Origin of the sequence: Pantoea leporis (genome assembly GCF_028048155.1) — a bacterium.
Classification (GTDB): Bacteria; Pseudomonadota; Gammaproteobacteria; order Enterobacterales; family Enterobacteriaceae; genus Pantoea; species Pantoea leporis.
This window is the reverse complement of record NZ_JALMEU010000001.1, coordinates 1327963-1341837: the sequence shown is the minus strand read 5'-3', so window position 1 is coordinate 1341837 and position 13875 is coordinate 1327963. Positions and strand designations below refer to the sequence as shown.

The window sequence follows — 13875 nt, the reverse complement described above, 5'->3', positions numbered from 1 at the left end:
CAATAAAGGGGATAGGAATGAAAAAGTTACCGCTGAGTCTGGCGATTGGCGCCATGCTGGCAAGCCCGCTGTCGCTAGCGAAAAGCGTTGATGTTGTGGCGAGCTTTACCGTGCTGGCGGATATCGTTAAACAGGTTGGTGGCGATCACGTTAACGTGAAATCGCTGGTCGGGCCGAATGGCGATCCGCACACCTTCGAACCGACGCCGCAGGATAGCCAGGCGCTGTCGAAGGCGGATGTGGTATTCGTGAGCGGTTTGGGCATGGAAGGCTGGATGGATCGCCTGATCAGCGCGTCAGGCTATAAAGGCACCATCGTAGTGGCATCGAACGGTGTCAACACGCGTAAGATGGAAGAGGACGGTAAAAGCGTCACCGATCCGCACGCGTGGAACAGCATGCAAAACGGTGTGATCTACGCCACTAATGTGATGAATGCGCTGATCAAAGCCGATCCAGAAGATGCGGCGGATATTCGTAAAAGCGGTGAAAGTTACATTCAGCAGCTGCAGAAGCTGGATAGCTGGGCGAAAAATGCCTTTGCAGAAGTGCCGAAGAGCAAGCGTAAAGTGCTGACCAGCCATGATGCCTTTGGCTACTTTGGCCAACGCTATGGCGTCAGTTTCCTGGCGCCGGTGGGCTTCTCTACCGAAGCGGAAGCCAGCGCCAGCGACGTGGCCTCGATCATCCAACAACTGAAGGCCGAGCACATCAAAACCTACTTTATGGAGAATCAAACCGATCCGCGACTGGTAAAACAGATTGCCAGCGAAACCGGCGCGCAGCCGGGCGGGGAACTTTATCCTGAGGCGCTGTCGGAAGCGAATGGCCCAGCAGCGACCTATGTCGCCGCGTTCAAACACAATGTTGACGCTATTCTGCATAGCATGAAGTAAAAAAAAGGCCGGGGAGCATCCCGGCCAACTATCACGACACTTTCCTACCTTTTTTTCTTTCTTCCCTGAACCGCCTTAAAGCGCGGGTTAGTTTTGCAAATCACATAGATGCGACCATTACGACGCACGACTTTGCAATCCTTATGGCGCGTCTTTGCAGAGCGCAATGAACTCAATACCTGCATCTGTTCTCTCCAGCGTTACTTGTTGCGCGACAGGAAGCTGCCGAAACGCTGGTTGAAGCGCGCGGTGCTGCCTTCTTTAGCAAAGTCTTTCTGCTTGCCGGTGTAGAACACGTGGGATTTTGACGAGACATCCAGCGTGACATATGGCAGCACTTCACCTTCATACTCAATGGTGCGCTCGGTTTTGATGGTGGAGCCGACTTTAAAGTATTCGTTGGCCGAGGTGTCGTGGAACACCACTGGGCGATAAAGAGGATGGATATTCGGTTTCATAGTAACCTCGCTATGTAATGTTATACTATAACAATAGTATGAGCCCGAACATGGCTGATTGCAACCGTGAAAAACGCAGGGATTTTGGTGGGGCAGGGGAACAGCAATAAAAAAGGCCGCATCAGCGGCCTTTTAGGGAAGAGTAAAACTTAGTGTTTGTGCTCAACCGGATGACCGTGTTCCAGGTCACCTTTGTTCTTACTGAAGCGGCGACGTACCACCACGAAGAACACCGGAACGAAGAAGATAGCCAGCGCGGTCGCTGTTACCATCCCGCCCATTACGCCGGTACCTACCGCATTTTGTGCGCCAGAACCCGCACCGGTGCTGATCGCCAGCGGCATTACGCCGAGGATAAAGGCGAGTGAGGTCATCAGAATCGGACGCAGACGCATACGGGATGCTTCCAGCGTGGATTCCACCAACCCTTTACCTTCCTTCTCCATCAAATCCTTGGCGAATTCGACAATCAGGATGGCGTTCTTCGCCGACAATCCTATGGTAGTCAACAAGCCCACCACAAAGTAGACGTCGTTACTTAAGCCGCGCAGCGTGGTGAAGATCAGTGCGCCGACAACACCCAGCGGTACCACCAACATGACCGAGAACGGAATCGACCAGCTCTCATACAGCGCGGCCAGACACAGGAACACCACAATCAGTGAGATAGCATACAGCGCCGGAGCCTGGTTACCTGACAAGCGTTCCTGATAGGACATGCCGGTCCAGTCGTAACCAATACCCGCCGGCAGTTTTCCTGCCAACTCTTCCATCAGGTTCATGGCATCACCGGAGCTCTTGCCTGGCGCAGCCTGGCCCAGAATCTCCATCGATGGCAAGCCGTTGTAACGTTCCAGACGCGGTGAACCGTACTGCCACTTCGCCGAAGAGAAGGCGGAGAACGGTACCATGGTGCCGCCGCTGTTGCGCACGTACCATTTACTGATATCGTCCGGCAACATACGTGAATCGGCCTTGCCCATAACGTACACCTTCTTCACGCGACCGCGGTCGATGAAGTCGTTGACGTAAGAACCGCCCCATGCTGAAGCCAGCGTGGTATTGATGTCGGACAGCGACACACCCAGCGCCTGCGCTTTCTCCTGATCGATGATCAGTTTGTACTGCGGCGTATCTTCCATGCCGTTTGGACGCACACCCACCAGCGTATCCGAATGCTGGGCGATCATGCCAAACAGCTGGTTACGCGCGGCGGTCAGCTTCTCGTGACCCAGGTTGCCCTGATCGGTCAGCATGAAGTCGAAGCCGGTGGCGTTACCCAGTTCGATAATCGCTGGCAGGTTGAACGGGAACACCATCGCATCTTTGATTTGACCGAGCGCCTGCATGGCACGACCGGCAATCGCAGGCACTTTCAGGTTGGCATCGCCACGCTCATCCCACGGCTTGAGGCTGACGAACGCAATACCGGTGTTCTGTCCACGACCGGCGAAGCCGAAGCCGTTAACGGTAAACACGGAGTTAACGCTGTCTTTCTCTTTGGTCAGGAAGTAATCCGTCACCTGATCCAATACTTTCTGGGTACGTTCCTGGGTAGCACCGGCTGGCAATTGCGCCTGCGCCAGTAACAAACCCTGATCCTCTTCCGGCAGGAATGAGGTAGGCAGTTTCAGGAACAGGTACGCCATGCCGACCACGATCACCAGATAAATCAGCAGGTAACGGCCGGTGCTGCGAATGATATGACCGACACTATCAACGTAGTGGTTGGTGCTCTTATCAAACAGGCGGTTAAACCAGCCGAAGAAACCGGTAGTTTTGCCGTGAGCGCCTTTCTCCACCGGCTTCAGCATGGTGGCACAAAGCGCAGGCGTCAGGATCAACGCCACCAGCACCGACAGCGCCATCGCCGAAACAATGGTGATGGAGAACTGGCGATAAATGACGCCGGTTGAACCACCGAAGAACGCCATTGGAATAAATACCGCTGACAGCACCAAGGCAATACCGACCAATGCGCCCTGAATCTGCTCCATCGAACGTTTGGTCGCTTCTTTCGGCGGTAAGCCTTCTTCCGCCATTACACGTTCGACGTTCTCTACCACCACGATGGCGTCATCCACCAGCAGGCCGATGGCGAGCACCATCCCGAACATCGTCAGGGTGTTTATCGAGTAGCCAAAGGCACTGATGATCGCAAAGGTTCCGAGCAACACAACAGGAACGGCGATGGTTGGAATCAGCGTCGCACGGAAGTTTTGCAGGAACAGATACATCACCAGGAACACCAGCACGATTGCTTCGAACAGCGTTTTCACCACTTCGAAAATCGAAATTTTCACGAACGGTGTGGTGTCGTACGGATAAACCGTTTTCATGCCTGCCGGGAAGAACGGCTCCAGTTTCGCCAGTTCAGCTTTCACCGCATCGGCGGTGTCCAGTGCATTAGCGCCAGTGGCCAGTTTGATACCGATACCGGAAGCCGGTTTGCCGTTATAACGCGCGATGATCTCGTAGTTTTCACCACCGAGTTCAATCTTCGCCACGTCACGCAGACGTACCTGCGAACCATCCTGATTCACCTTCAGCAGAATATTGCCGAACTCATCTGTCGATGTCAGACGGGTTTGCGCAATGATCGAGGCATTCAGCTGTTGGCCCGGTACAGGTGGCGTACCGCCCAACTGACCCGCGGCGATCTGGGTGTTCTGGACTTTCAGCGCGTTGATCACATCCACTGGTGTCAGTGAATAGTTGTTCAGCTTGTGTGGGTCCAGCCAGATGCGCATCGCATACTGCGCACCAAACACCTGAGTATCACCGACACCCGGCATACGGCTGACCGGATCTTTGATGTTTGAAGCAACATAGTCAGAAATATCATTCTGCGTCATGGTGCCGTCATCACTGACAAAACCCGCCACCATCAGGAAGCTGCTAGAGGATTTCTTAACCTGAATACCCTGTTGCTGTACTTCCTGTGGCAGTAACGGCGTGGCCAGCTGCAGTTTGTTCTGCACCTGAACCTGCGCGATATCGGCATCAGTACCGGATTGGAAGGTCAGCGTCAGCGTCAATGTACCCGACGAGTCACTGCTCGAGGACATATACATCAGTCCATCGATACCGTTCATGTTTTGCTCGATGACCTGCGTCACCGAATCTTGCAGCGTTTTCGCATCAGCACCCGGATAGGTGGCCTGGATTTCAACCGCCGGCGGTGCAACATTGGGATATTGCTCAATCGGCAGGCTGATAATCGATAGCACACCGGCCAACATGATGATGATGGCGAGCACCCACGCAAAAATGGGGCGATCAATAAAGAACTTAGCCATGTATCAGTGGCTCCTGTTATGACGATGATTTAGCAGACGGTGATTCTGGTGCAGCTTTGGCATCATCGGAGACTTCTTTTGGCGTCACCTGCGCACCCGGTTTGGCACGCTGGATACCGGTGGTGATCACCCGATCGCCTTCTTTTAGACCTTCCGTCACCAGCCATTTGTCGCCAAATGCCTGATTAGCGGTGATGTTACGGGATTCCACTTTATTATCTGCGCCAACCACCATTGCGGTTGCCTGACCGGTTGGGGTGCGTGTTACCCCCTGTTGCGGCACCAGCAGTGCGGTGGGATTGGTGCCCTCATCCAGACGCGCACGAACAAACATGCCTGGCAGCAGGCGATTGTCCGGGTTCGGGAAGATGGCGCGCAGCGTGATCGAGCCGGTGGTTTCATCCACGCTCACATCAGAGAATTCCAATGTGCCTGTCTGCGGGTATGCGTTACCGTTTTGCATCAGCAGGGTGACGTTGGCCTTACCGTCGTTCTGTTTCAGCTGACCGGATTCCAGCTCTGCGCGCAGACGCAGGAAATCATCACTGGATTGGGTCACATCGACATACATAGGATCGAGCTGTTGCACGGTCGCCAGGGCAGTGGTTTGCCCGTTGGAAACCAGCGCACCTTCGGTTACCGACGATTTACCAATACGACCGCTGATGGGTGACGTCACTTTGGTATACGCCAGATTGATGCGCGCAGTTTCGACGTTGGCACGCGCAGCCTGGGCGGCTGCAGCAGTCTGAGCTGCGGTGCCTGCGGCGGTGTCATAGTCCTGCTGACTGATGTACTTAGTACCCAGCAGCGGCTTATAGCGAGTAATGGTTAACTGCGCAACACGCGCATTGGCTTCAGCCTGGGCGAGATCCGCTTTAGCGCTGTCGTAGGCCGCCTGATAGGTGGCTGGATCAATCTGATACAGCGACTGACCGGCTTTTACATCACTACCTTCAACAAAATTACGCTTAAGGATAATTCCTGACACCTGAGGGCGAACTTCCGCAACGCGGAAAGCCGAGGTACGGCCCGGCAGCTCGGTGGTAATTTTCAAGGGTTCGTTTTTTAACGTTACAACACCCACTTCTGGGGGCTGCTGCTGGGCGGCTTGCTGGGATTTATTATCATCACATCCTGTTAACACAAAGCTGCCTGATAGCATCAGGACGGCCGCCAGAGGCGCTAATCCTCTGTTTTTATTCATAAATAAACCTCTAGTGTCCGATATCAAATGATCAATGGATCACAAACCGATAAACCCATTGCTGCGTTAAAACACGGGTCATGCTATGGTACATACATTCACAAATGTATGTAAACTTACAAGTTTGTAAAAAAAGCCCAGCATGGCACGAAAAACCAAAGCGCAAGCTCTTGAAACACGGCATCAAATTCTTGACGCCGCATTAGCACACTTTTCCGAACATGGTGTGGCCGCCACGTCTCTGGCGGATATCGCAACAGCGGCCGGCGTCACGCGCGGGGCTATCTACTGGCACTTCAAAAATAAAGCCGATCTCTTACAGGAAATCTGGCTGCGTTGTGACGCTGGGCTGGACGATGTGGAACTTGAGTATCAGACAAAATACCCGGGCGATCCACTTTCTGTTGTTCGTTCTATGTTGATCTATATCCTTGACGCCACAGCAAAGGATCCGCAAAGACGCGCATTAATGGAGATTATCTTTCACAAATGTGAGTTTGTTGGCGAAATGTCGACGTTACAGGATATGCAGCAGAGCTTACTGCAAGCGTGTTACGATCGAATTGAAACTGTACTACGTCTTTGTATTGATGCCAGCCAATTGCCTGAGAACCTGAATACGCGTCAGGCGGCGCTACTGATGCGCGGCTATATTAATGGCATGATGGAAAGCTGGCTGTTCAACCCGCAAAGTTTTGATTTGGCAGCCGATGCGCCTCAGCTGGTGGATGCGTTTCTTGATATGTTGCGCCTGAGTCCAACGCTGCTTAGTCGGCCTTGATTTCCGCCGCTTGTTTCTGCTCATAATCCCGCTGAACAATCGCCAACGCGGCCAGCACGGTGGCGGTAGGGACATTATTCTCTTCAAGCAGTTGAATCAGATCGACGGCAAGTTTGATTTCGTCGGGTGCGCTGTCCAGTGACATTTTTTCTCCTAAATACGTAATTTCGCCGCGACCAGCAGCATTAACAGTGCGCCCAGCAGTGCGCTGGCGAAACCGGCTGGATGCAGGACGGCCAGATCGCCGGTGGTGAAGTAGGTGGCGATATAGCCGCCAATCAGCGCGCCAATCACCGCCAGTACCAACGTCGGCACAAATCCTCCCGGACGACCGGGAAAAATCACCCGTTTGAGCCAGCCTGCCGCTAAACCGATCACAATCCATAATACCAGCGTCATGATTTTACTCCTTTTTCTCACCGCAATGAGTATAGAGGAAAAAGCGCCGCGTTCAGCGCGGCATAGGCGGCAACTCCAGTTTGTAGATAGCGGCGCGGCAGCGTGCCAAACGTTCTTGCAGCTGATCGACTTCACGAATTAACTGCTGCTGAACGCTCAGCGTTTCAGCGCGCGCCAGATGCTGCTCGCGCTGAGCAATCATCGCCAGTAAGCGTTTTTCGTAGCCTTGATACTCTTCACGCTTGGCCTGGCGTGCATCGACACGTGGCCGCTCGCGCTTGACGCGCAGCTGCTGGCTCTGGCATTCGCGCTGTAATGCGGCAATTTGATCCAGCACTTTCTCCGCCAGCCATTGACGGCGCGCCACATCAGTGTCAGCAGCGGTTAACTGCGTCACATTGCCTTCCAGTTCGCGCAGATAATCCGCCAGACGCGTGCCGCTGGTGCGAAACAGGTGAGAATCAAAACGGGGCTGACGACAGGCACCATCCGGCTGCTGCGCAATCTGCTGGCGCAGTAACTCTAACATGGCATGGAGACGTTGCTGGGCGGGCGGTTGGGGCATCACTCTGTTTCCGACTGTGTTAACGTAACGCTGTTTTTGACTTATTCAGGCATCAGGCATGCAGCGCATTTTACTACTGAGCCTTGGCTGGCTGGCGATTGTGCTAGGTACGCTGGGCATTGTATTACCTTTATTACCGACGACGCCATTTGTGTTGCTGGCGGCCTGGTGTTTTGCCCGCTCGTCGCCGCGTTTCCATCATTGGTTGCTATGGAAGTCGCCGTTTGGTCGCTTTATTCGCCACTGGCAGCAGCATCGTGCCATGCCGCCCGGCGCCAAAGGGCGCGCCATGTTGCTGATTGTGATTACCTTTTCGGTGTCCCTTTATTTAGTAAACCTGCTGTGGGTGCGCATCCTGTTAGGCGCGATGCTGTGCCTGCTGCTGCTTTTTATGTGGCGCATTCCGGTTGTAACCGAGGATGCCAACCCGCCACAACAGTAGCGTGAGGGTTGCATTTAGCCGGGTATTTGCATAGATTTGGGCATCTTCGTGCGTGGCTTCCCTTATAAACGACTTCGCTTAACCCGGTTTCCGGGGTTTGGCGCTAGAGAAGCTGCGCGTATTAGATATTTTCTCCAGGCGTAACATTTATGACCGCAACTGCGCAGCAGCTTGAACTCATCAAAAACAGCATTAAAAGCATTCCTGACTATCCGAAGCCGGGCATTCTGTTCCGTGACGTGACCAGTCTGATGGAAGATCAGCAGGCGTATGCCGCGTCGATCGCCATTCTGGTGGAGCGTTATCGTAACAAAGGCATCACCAAGGTGGTGGGAACGGAAGCGCGTGGCTTCCTGTTTGGCGCACCGGTGGCGCTGGGTTTGGGCGTGGGTTTTGTGCCGGTACGTAAGCCGGGCAAACTGCCGCGTGACACTTTCAGCGAAAGCTACGAGCTGGAGTACGGCACCGATGCGCTGGAACTGCACAAAGATGCCATCAAACCAGGCGATGTGGTGCTCGTGGTGGACGATCTACTGGCGACTGGCGGCACGCTGGAAGCAACGGTGAAACTGATCCGCCGCGCCGGTGGAGAAGTGAAAGACGCCGCATTCGTGATTAATTTGTTTGACCTGACCGGCGAAGCCCGCCTGACTGCTATGGGCGTCGAGTGCTTCAGCCTGGTGAATTTCCCCGGCCACTAAGGCCTGCGCGCTCCGCTGCACGGCGGGGCGCCACCTCTGCAAAGTTAGTGGTTGCTGATCCGCTGGTGGCTGTTAAACTACTGCCAAAATAAACAGGGTTTGCGAAGCTGCATTTTCTCCCTTCTCCCTAAATTCCAGTGATTGAATCCACATGAGCTATCAGGTACTTGCGCGAAAATGGCGTCCCCAGGCCTTCGCTGACGTAGTCGGTCAGGAACATGTGCTGACTGCGCTGGCCAACGGGTTGTCACTGGGACGAATCCATCATGCTTATCTCTTTTCTGGCACACGCGGCGTCGGGAAAACCTCGATCGCCCGTCTGCTGGCGAAGGGGCTTAACTGTGAAACCGGCATCACGTCAACGCCGTGCGGGCAATGCGATAACTGCCGCGAAATCGAGCAGGGCCGTTTTGTCGATCTGATTGAGATCGATGCCGCGTCACGCACCAAAGTTGAAGATACGCGCGATCTGCTCGATAACGTGCAGTACGCGCCGGCGCGCGGTCGCTTCAAGGTCTATCTGATCGATGAAGTGCACATGCTGTCGCGCCACAGCTTCAACGCGCTGCTGAAAACGCTGGAAGAGCCGCCATCGCACGTTAAATTCCTGCTGGCGACCACCGATCCGCAGAAGCTGCCGGTGACGATTCTGTCCCGCTGCCTGCAATTCCATCTCAAAGCGCTCGACGTGGAGCAAATCCAGCAGCAGCTGGCGCATGTGTTGCAGCAGGAGCAGATTGCTGCCGAACCGCGCGCGCTGCATCTGCTGGCACGCGCCGCTGATGGCAGCATGCGCGACGCGCTGAGTCTGACCGACCAGGCGATTGCCATGGGGCAGGGCAGCGTAACGCGTGACACCGTGGCACAAATGCTCGGCACGCTCGACGATGAACAGCCGCTGGCGCTGATTGAAGCGCTGGTGAATGGCCAGGGCGAACAGGTGATGGCGCTGCTGAATCAGGCCGCGTCGCGTGGGGTTGAGTGGGAAGCGCTGCTGGTCGAGATGCTGCGTTTACTGCACCGCATTGCGATGGTGCAGCTGCTGCCAGGCTCGCTCAGCGAGGACGATCTCAGCCAGGCCGATCGCCTGCGCGAGTTAGCGCGCGTGCTGCCACCGGCTGACGTGCAGCTCTATTACCAAACGTTGTTGATGGGACGTAAAGATCTGCCGCTGGCACCGGATCGGCGCTTAGGCGTAGAGATGACGCTGCTGCGGGCGCTGGCGTTCCATCCGCAGGCAACGATTGCGGAGCCGGTGGCGCGTCCCACCTTGACGCCACAAGCTGCGCCGCAGGTTGCTGCGCCACAAGCCGCCGCGAAAACCGCGCCCGCACCGGCTGCGCAGCCGCAGATGGCACCGCCGAACCCTGACGCGCCGCCGGTGTCGGATGATTATCCAGACATGCAGCCCGCGCCCGATCCGTTACCTGACTCCACCAGCCAGTTGTTACAGGCGCGAACGCAGTTGCTGCGTCAGGGAGCCGGCAAAGCAAAAAAGAGTGAGCCGGCAGCGCGTTCCGCGCGGCCGGCGAATCCGGCGCTGGAACGTCTCGCTAGCGTCACTGAACGTGTGCAACAACGTGCGTCCGAACCCACGGTAAAAGCCCCGGCCAAACCGGAAGCTTATCGCTGGAAAACGCAGCTGCCGGTGGAGGTTAAAGCGGAGCCGGTGGCGACGCCAAAAGCCTTGCGTTCGGCACTGGAGCATGAGAAAACCCCTGAGCTGGCGCTGCGTCTGGCGGAAGAAGCCCAGCAGCGCGATGCGTGGGCTGCTGAAATCGCCGCGCTGACGCTGCCAAAACTGGTGCAGCAAGTGGCGCTCAATGCGTGGAAAGAGGTGGGCGAAGCCGGTGTTACGCTTCATCTGCGCAGCAGTCAGCGCCATCTGAATTCAGCTTCTGCCAGGCAGGCGCTGGCGGAAGCGCTGAGTCAGTCTGCCGGTCAGCCGGTTGAATTGACGATTATTGAAGACGATAATCCTACGGTATTGACGCCACTGGAGTGGCGCCAGGCCATTTATGAAGAGAAGCTGTCGCAGGCGCGACAGTCGATCGAAAGCGATACCCATATTCAGACATTGCGTCGATTCTTCGATGCCGATTTGGATGAAGAGAGTATTCGACCGGTGTGAACATGCTGCCGCGCGTCAACTGCGCGCAGCCCCAGCAGAGAGAGAAAACTATGTTTGGTAAAGGCGGATTGGGCAACCTGATGAAACAGGCCCAGCAGATGCAAGACAAAATGGCCAAAGTGCAGGAAGAGATCGCCGCGATCGAAGTGACCGGTGAATCAGGCGCTGGCTTGGTTAAAGTAACCATCAACGGTGCGCACAACTGCCGTCGTGTCGAAGTCGATCCTAGCTTGCTGGAAGATGACAAAGACATGCTGGAAGATCTGATCGCCGCGGCCTTCAACGATGCGGCACGCCGTATTGACGAAACGCAGAAAGAGAAGATGGCTGCGGTCTCTTCAGGTATGCAGCTGCCGCCTGGCTTCAAGATGCCGTTCTGATGCAAACCAGTCCACTGCTTGAATCTTTGATGGAGTCGTTGCGCTGCCTGCCGGGCGTTGGCCCGAAGTCGGCGCAGCGTATGGCTTTTCAGCTGTTGCAGCGCGATCGTAGCGGTGGCATGCGTCTGGCGCAGGCATTGACCCGCGCCATGTCGGAAATCGGTCACTGCGCCGATTGCCGTACCTTCACCGAACAGGAAATCTGCACCATCTGCGCCAATCCGCGTCGTCAGCAAAACGGCCAGATTTGTGTGGTGGAGAGCCCGGCAGATATCCACGCCATTGAGCAGACCGGCCAGTTTGGCGGCCGCTACTTTGTGCTGATGGGGCACTTGTCACCGCTGGATGGCATTGGTCCACAGGATATCGGCCTGGATCGGCTGGAGCAGCGTCTCGAGCGCGAAACCTTAACCGAAGTGATCCTCGCCACCAATCCCACGGTGGAAGGGGAAGCCACGGCCAACTACATCGCCGAGCTGTGCGGACAATATGGCGTTGATGCCAGCCGCATTGCACACGGTGTGCCGGTCGGTGGTGAGCTGGAAATGGTCGATGGCACCACGCTGTCGCACTCGCTCGCCGGACGCCACAAGATTAATTTCTAATCACTTGCCGATGTCTTCACAGACATCGGCTTGAAATCCTCTCCTTCATCCCCATTTCTCTCTCAACGTATCATCAACCCCGATTCAGTTGAGGTAGCAATGACCATGAAAGGACAAGAGACGCGTGGCTTCCAGTCAGAGGTAAAACAACTTCTGCACCTGATGATCCATTCACTCTATTCAAATAAAGAGATTTTCCTGCGCGAGCTGATTTCCAACGCTTCAGATGCCGCCGACAAACTGCGCTTCCGCGCGCTGTCGACGCCCGATCTGTATGAAGGCGACGGCGACCTGCGCGTACGTATCTCGGTCAATCCGGAAAATCGCACGCTGACGCTCAGCGATAACGGCATCGGTATGCGCCGTGATGAGGTGATTGAGAACCTCGGCACCATCGCTAAATCCGGCACCAAATCCTTCCTCGAATCCATGGGCTCCGACCAGGCGAAAGACAGCCAGCTGATCGGCCAGTTCGGCGTGGGCTTCTACTCTGCGTTCATTGTGGCGGATAAAGTCACCGTGCGCACCCGCGCCGCCGGTGCGAAAGCCGATGAAGCGGTGTTCTGGGAATCTGCTGGCGAAGGGGAATATACGCTGGCAGAGATTGAGAAAGCCGATCGCGGTACCGAAATCACGCTGCACTTCCGTGAAGGCGAAGATGATTTCCTCGATGCGTGGCGCGTGCGTAACGTGATCAGCAAATACTCCGATCACATCGCGCTGCCGGTTGAGATTGAAAGCAAAGACGAAGAGAGCGACACCACCACCTGGGAAAAGATCAACAAAGCCCAGGCGCTGTGGACGCGCAACAAGTCTGAGATCAGCGACGACGAGTACAACGAGTTCTACAAACACATCGCCCACGATTTCAGCGATCCGGCGATCTGGAGCCATAACCGCGTGGAAGGTAAGCAGGAATACACCAGCCTGCTGTATATCCCGGCGCGTGCGCCGTTCGACATGTGGAACCGCGACAGCAAGCACGGCCTGAAACTCTACGTACAGCGCGTGTTCATCATGGACGATGCCGAGCAGTTCATGCCGAACTACCTGCGCTTCGTGCGTGGTTTGATAGATTCCAACGATCTGCCGCTCAACGTTTCGCGTGAAATCCTGCAGGACAGCCGTGTGACCCAGAGCCTGCGTGGCGCGCTGACCAAGCGTAGCCTGCAGATGTTAGAGAAGCTGGCGAAAGACGACGCGGAAAAATATCAGCAGTTCTGGAAAGAGTTCGGTCTGGTACTGAAAGAAGGTCCAGCCGAAGACAACGCTAACCAGCAACAGATTGCCAAACTGCTGCGCTTTGCCACCAGCCAGAGCGACAGCGCTGAGCAGACCGTTTCGCTCGACGATTACGTGACGCACATGGTGGAAGGTCAGGACAAGATTTACTACATCACCGCCGACAGCTATGCCGCTGCGAAGAGCAGCCCGCATCTGGAACTGTTCCGCAAGAAAGGCATCGAGGTGCTGCTGCTCTCCGATCGTATCGACGAATGGATGATGAGCTACCTCACCGAGTTCGACGGCAAAACCTTCCAGTCAGTCAGCAAAGCGGATGATTCGCTGAGCAAACTGGCCGATGAAGAGACCGAAGAGCAGAAAGAAGCAGAGAAGGCGCTGGAGCCATTCGTTGAGCGCGTAAAAACGCTGCTGGGCGAGCGTGTGAAAGAGGTGCGTCTGACGCATCGTCTCACCGACACGCCAGCGATCGTCACCACCGATGCTAACGAAATGACCACGCAGATGGCGAAGCTGTTTGCTGCGGCCGGTCAGGACGTGCCGGACGTGAAGTACATTTTCGAGATCAATCCGGATCATACGCTGGTGAAACGCGTGGCTGATACCCAGGACGAGACGCGCTTTGCCGAGTGGGTTGAGCTGCTGCTGGATCAGGCGCTGCTCGCCGAGCGCGGTACGCTTGACGATCCAAACCAGTTCATCCGTCGCATGAACCAGTTGCTAACGGCGTAATCGCACCAAACCCGAAAGGTCGCCATTCATGGCGACC

General features: G+C 55.6%; 15 protein-coding genes and 1 other annotated feature. Of the genes, 8 read left to right on the top strand and 7 right to left on the bottom strand.

What is annotated here, in order from left to right; genetic code table 11:
- Window positions 1-17 precede the first annotated feature (17 nt).
- Window positions 18-896 (top strand): metal ABC transporter substrate-binding protein, encoded by an 879-nt coding sequence (locus tag MWH02_RS06360; protein WP_110867733.1) that lies wholly within the window; start codon window positions 18-20, stop codon window positions 894-896.
- 44 nt (window positions 897-940) lie between these two features.
- Here MWH02_RS06360 and ykgO read toward each other — a convergent pair whose 3' ends face one another.
- From ykgO to MWH02_RS06340, 4 genes are all read right to left on the bottom strand, one after another.
- Window positions 941-1081 (bottom strand): type B 50S ribosomal protein L36, encoded by a 141-nt coding sequence (gene ykgO / locus MWH02_RS06355; protein WP_137385285.1) that lies wholly within the window; start codon window positions 1079-1081, stop codon window positions 941-943.
- A 15-nt stretch (window positions 1082-1096) separates the two neighbouring features.
- Entirely contained in the window at window positions 1097-1354 is a 258-nt protein-coding gene (locus MWH02_RS06350) for a type B 50S ribosomal protein L31 (protein ID WP_101762406.1), read from the bottom strand.
- 149 nt (window positions 1355-1503) lie between these two features.
- A complete protein-coding gene (locus MWH02_RS06345; protein WP_101762405.1) occupies window positions 1504-4653 on the bottom strand; it encodes a multidrug efflux RND transporter permease subunit AcrB in 3150 nt (1049 codons plus the stop codon).
- Window positions 4654-4669: 16 nt separating this feature from the next.
- Window positions 4670-5860, bottom strand: a complete 1191-nt coding sequence (locus tag MWH02_RS06340; protein ID WP_101762404.1) for an efflux RND transporter periplasmic adaptor subunit — start codon at window positions 5858-5860, stop codon at window positions 4670-4672.
- A gap of 142 nt (window positions 5861-6002) precedes the next feature.
- On the opposite strand from MWH02_RS06340, the gene acrR reads away from it, so the two are divergent.
- A complete protein-coding gene (acrR, locus tag MWH02_RS06335) occupies window positions 6003-6641 on the top strand; it encodes a multidrug efflux transporter transcriptional repressor AcrR (protein ID WP_101762403.1) in 639 nt (212 codons plus the stop codon).
- On the opposite strand, the gene rsmS is transcribed toward acrR, so the two are convergent.
- The 3 genes from rsmS to priC are packed head-to-tail and all read right to left on the bottom strand — an operon-like array spanning window position 6628 to window position 7605.
- Window positions 6628-6786 carry a pleiotropic regulatory protein RsmS gene (rsmS, locus tag MWH02_RS06330; RefSeq protein ID WP_192414050.1) on the bottom strand — a complete coding sequence of 53 codons (159 nt, stop codon included), beginning with the start codon at window positions 6784-6786 and terminating at the stop codon, window positions 6628-6630. The two genes, acrR and rsmS, sit on opposite strands and share 14 nt — an antisense overlap.
- 8 nt (window positions 6787-6794) lie before the next feature.
- Window positions 6795-7040 carry a GlsB/YeaQ/YmgE family stress response membrane protein gene (locus MWH02_RS06325; protein WP_137385287.1) on the bottom strand — a complete coding sequence of 82 codons (246 nt, stop codon included), beginning with the start codon at window positions 7038-7040 and terminating at the stop codon, window positions 6795-6797.
- A 52-nt stretch (window positions 7041-7092) separates the two neighbouring features.
- Window positions 7093-7605 carry a primosomal replication protein PriC gene (priC, locus tag MWH02_RS06320; RefSeq protein WP_101762400.1) on the bottom strand — a complete coding sequence of 171 codons (513 nt, stop codon included), beginning with the start codon at window positions 7603-7605 and terminating at the stop codon, window positions 7093-7095.
- 58 nt (window positions 7606-7663) lie between these two features.
- Here priC and MWH02_RS06315 point away from each other — a divergent pair, with 58 nt between their 5' ends.
- From MWH02_RS06315 to htpG, 6 genes are all read left to right on the top strand, one after another.
- Complete coding sequence (locus MWH02_RS06315) at window positions 7664-8047, top strand: DUF454 family protein (RefSeq protein WP_101762399.1); 384 nt, start codon at window positions 7664-7666, stop codon at window positions 8045-8047.
- Between the two features lie 149 nt (window positions 8048-8196).
- Window positions 8197-8748: an adenine phosphoribosyltransferase gene (gene apt / locus MWH02_RS06310; protein ID WP_271460102.1), complete on the top strand. Its 552-nt coding sequence runs from the start codon at window positions 8197-8199 to the stop codon at window positions 8746-8748.
- Between the two features lie 151 nt (window positions 8749-8899).
- Window positions 8900-10879 (top strand): DNA polymerase III subunit gamma/tau, encoded by a 1980-nt coding sequence (dnaX, locus tag MWH02_RS06305; RefSeq protein ID WP_271460101.1) that lies wholly within the window; start codon window positions 8900-8902, stop codon window positions 10877-10879.
- Window positions 10221-10282 (top strand) — a sequence feature (DnaX frameshifting element). (Overlaps the previous gene by 62 nt.)
- A 50-nt stretch (window positions 10880-10929) precedes the next feature.
- Complete coding sequence (locus MWH02_RS06300; protein ID WP_008103874.1) at window positions 10930-11259, top strand: YbaB/EbfC family nucleoid-associated protein; 330 nt, start codon at window positions 10930-10932, stop codon at window positions 11257-11259.
- Window positions 11259-11864 carry a recombination mediator RecR gene (recR, locus tag MWH02_RS06295; protein ID WP_008103873.1) on the top strand — a complete coding sequence of 202 codons (606 nt, stop codon included), beginning with the start codon at window positions 11259-11261 and terminating at the stop codon, window positions 11862-11864. The genes MWH02_RS06300 and recR overlap by 1 nt, the downstream gene beginning before the upstream one ends.
- 99 nt (window positions 11865-11963) lie before the next feature.
- Window positions 11964-13838 (top strand): molecular chaperone HtpG, encoded by a 1875-nt coding sequence (gene htpG, locus MWH02_RS06290; RefSeq protein WP_271460100.1) that lies wholly within the window; start codon window positions 11964-11966, stop codon window positions 13836-13838.
- The last annotated feature ends 37 nt before the right edge of the window (window positions 13839-13875 follow it).

What these genes read in the sequence shown, in the direction of transcription:
- dnaX (WP_271460101.1), top strand. Translation starts at nt 8,900, where the DNA reads ATGAGCTATCAGGTACTTGCGCGAAAATGGCGTCCCCAGGCCTTCGCT.
- MWH02_RS06300 (WP_008103874.1), top strand. Translation starts at nt 10,930, where the DNA reads ATGTTTGGTAAAGGCGGATTGGGCAACCTGATGAAACAGGCCCAGCAG.
- rsmS (WP_192414050.1), bottom strand. Translation starts at nt 6,786, where the DNA reads ATGTCACTGGACAGCGCACCCGACGAAATCAAACTTGCCGTCGATCTG.
- ykgO (WP_137385285.1), bottom strand. Translation starts at nt 1,081, where the DNA reads ATGCAGGTATTGAGTTCATTGCGCTCTGCAAAGACGCGCCATAAGGAT.
- recR (WP_008103873.1), top strand. Translation starts at nt 11,259, where the DNA reads ATGCAAACCAGTCCACTGCTTGAATCTTTGATGGAGTCGTTGCGCTGC.
- MWH02_RS06315 (WP_101762399.1), top strand. Translation starts at nt 7,664, where the DNA reads ATGCAGCGCATTTTACTACTGAGCCTTGGCTGGCTGGCGATTGTGCTA.
- MWH02_RS06345 (WP_101762405.1), bottom strand. Translation starts at nt 4,653, where the DNA reads ATGGCTAAGTTCTTTATTGATCGCCCCATTTTTGCGTGGGTGCTCGCC.
- MWH02_RS06325 (WP_137385287.1), bottom strand. Translation starts at nt 7,040, where the DNA reads ATGACGCTGGTATTATGGATTGTGATCGGTTTAGCGGCAGGCTGGCTC.
- acrR (WP_101762403.1), top strand. Translation starts at nt 6,003, where the DNA reads ATGGCACGAAAAACCAAAGCGCAAGCTCTTGAAACACGGCATCAAATT.
- htpG (WP_271460100.1), top strand. Translation starts at nt 11,964, where the DNA reads ATGACCATGAAAGGACAAGAGACGCGTGGCTTCCAGTCAGAGGTAAAA.
- MWH02_RS06340 (WP_101762404.1), bottom strand. Translation starts at nt 5,860, where the DNA reads ATGAATAAAAACAGAGGATTAGCGCCTCTGGCGGCCGTCCTGATGCTA.
- apt (WP_271460102.1), top strand. Translation starts at nt 8,197, where the DNA reads ATGACCGCAACTGCGCAGCAGCTTGAACTCATCAAAAACAGCATTAAA.
- priC (WP_101762400.1), bottom strand. Translation starts at nt 7,605, where the DNA reads ATGCCCCAACCGCCCGCCCAGCAACGTCTCCATGCCATGTTAGAGTTA.
- MWH02_RS06360 (WP_110867733.1), top strand. Translation starts at nt 18, where the DNA reads ATGAAAAAGTTACCGCTGAGTCTGGCGATTGGCGCCATGCTGGCAAGC.
- MWH02_RS06350 (WP_101762406.1), bottom strand. Translation starts at nt 1,354, where the DNA reads ATGAAACCGAATATCCATCCTCTTTATCGCCCAGTGGTGTTCCACGAC.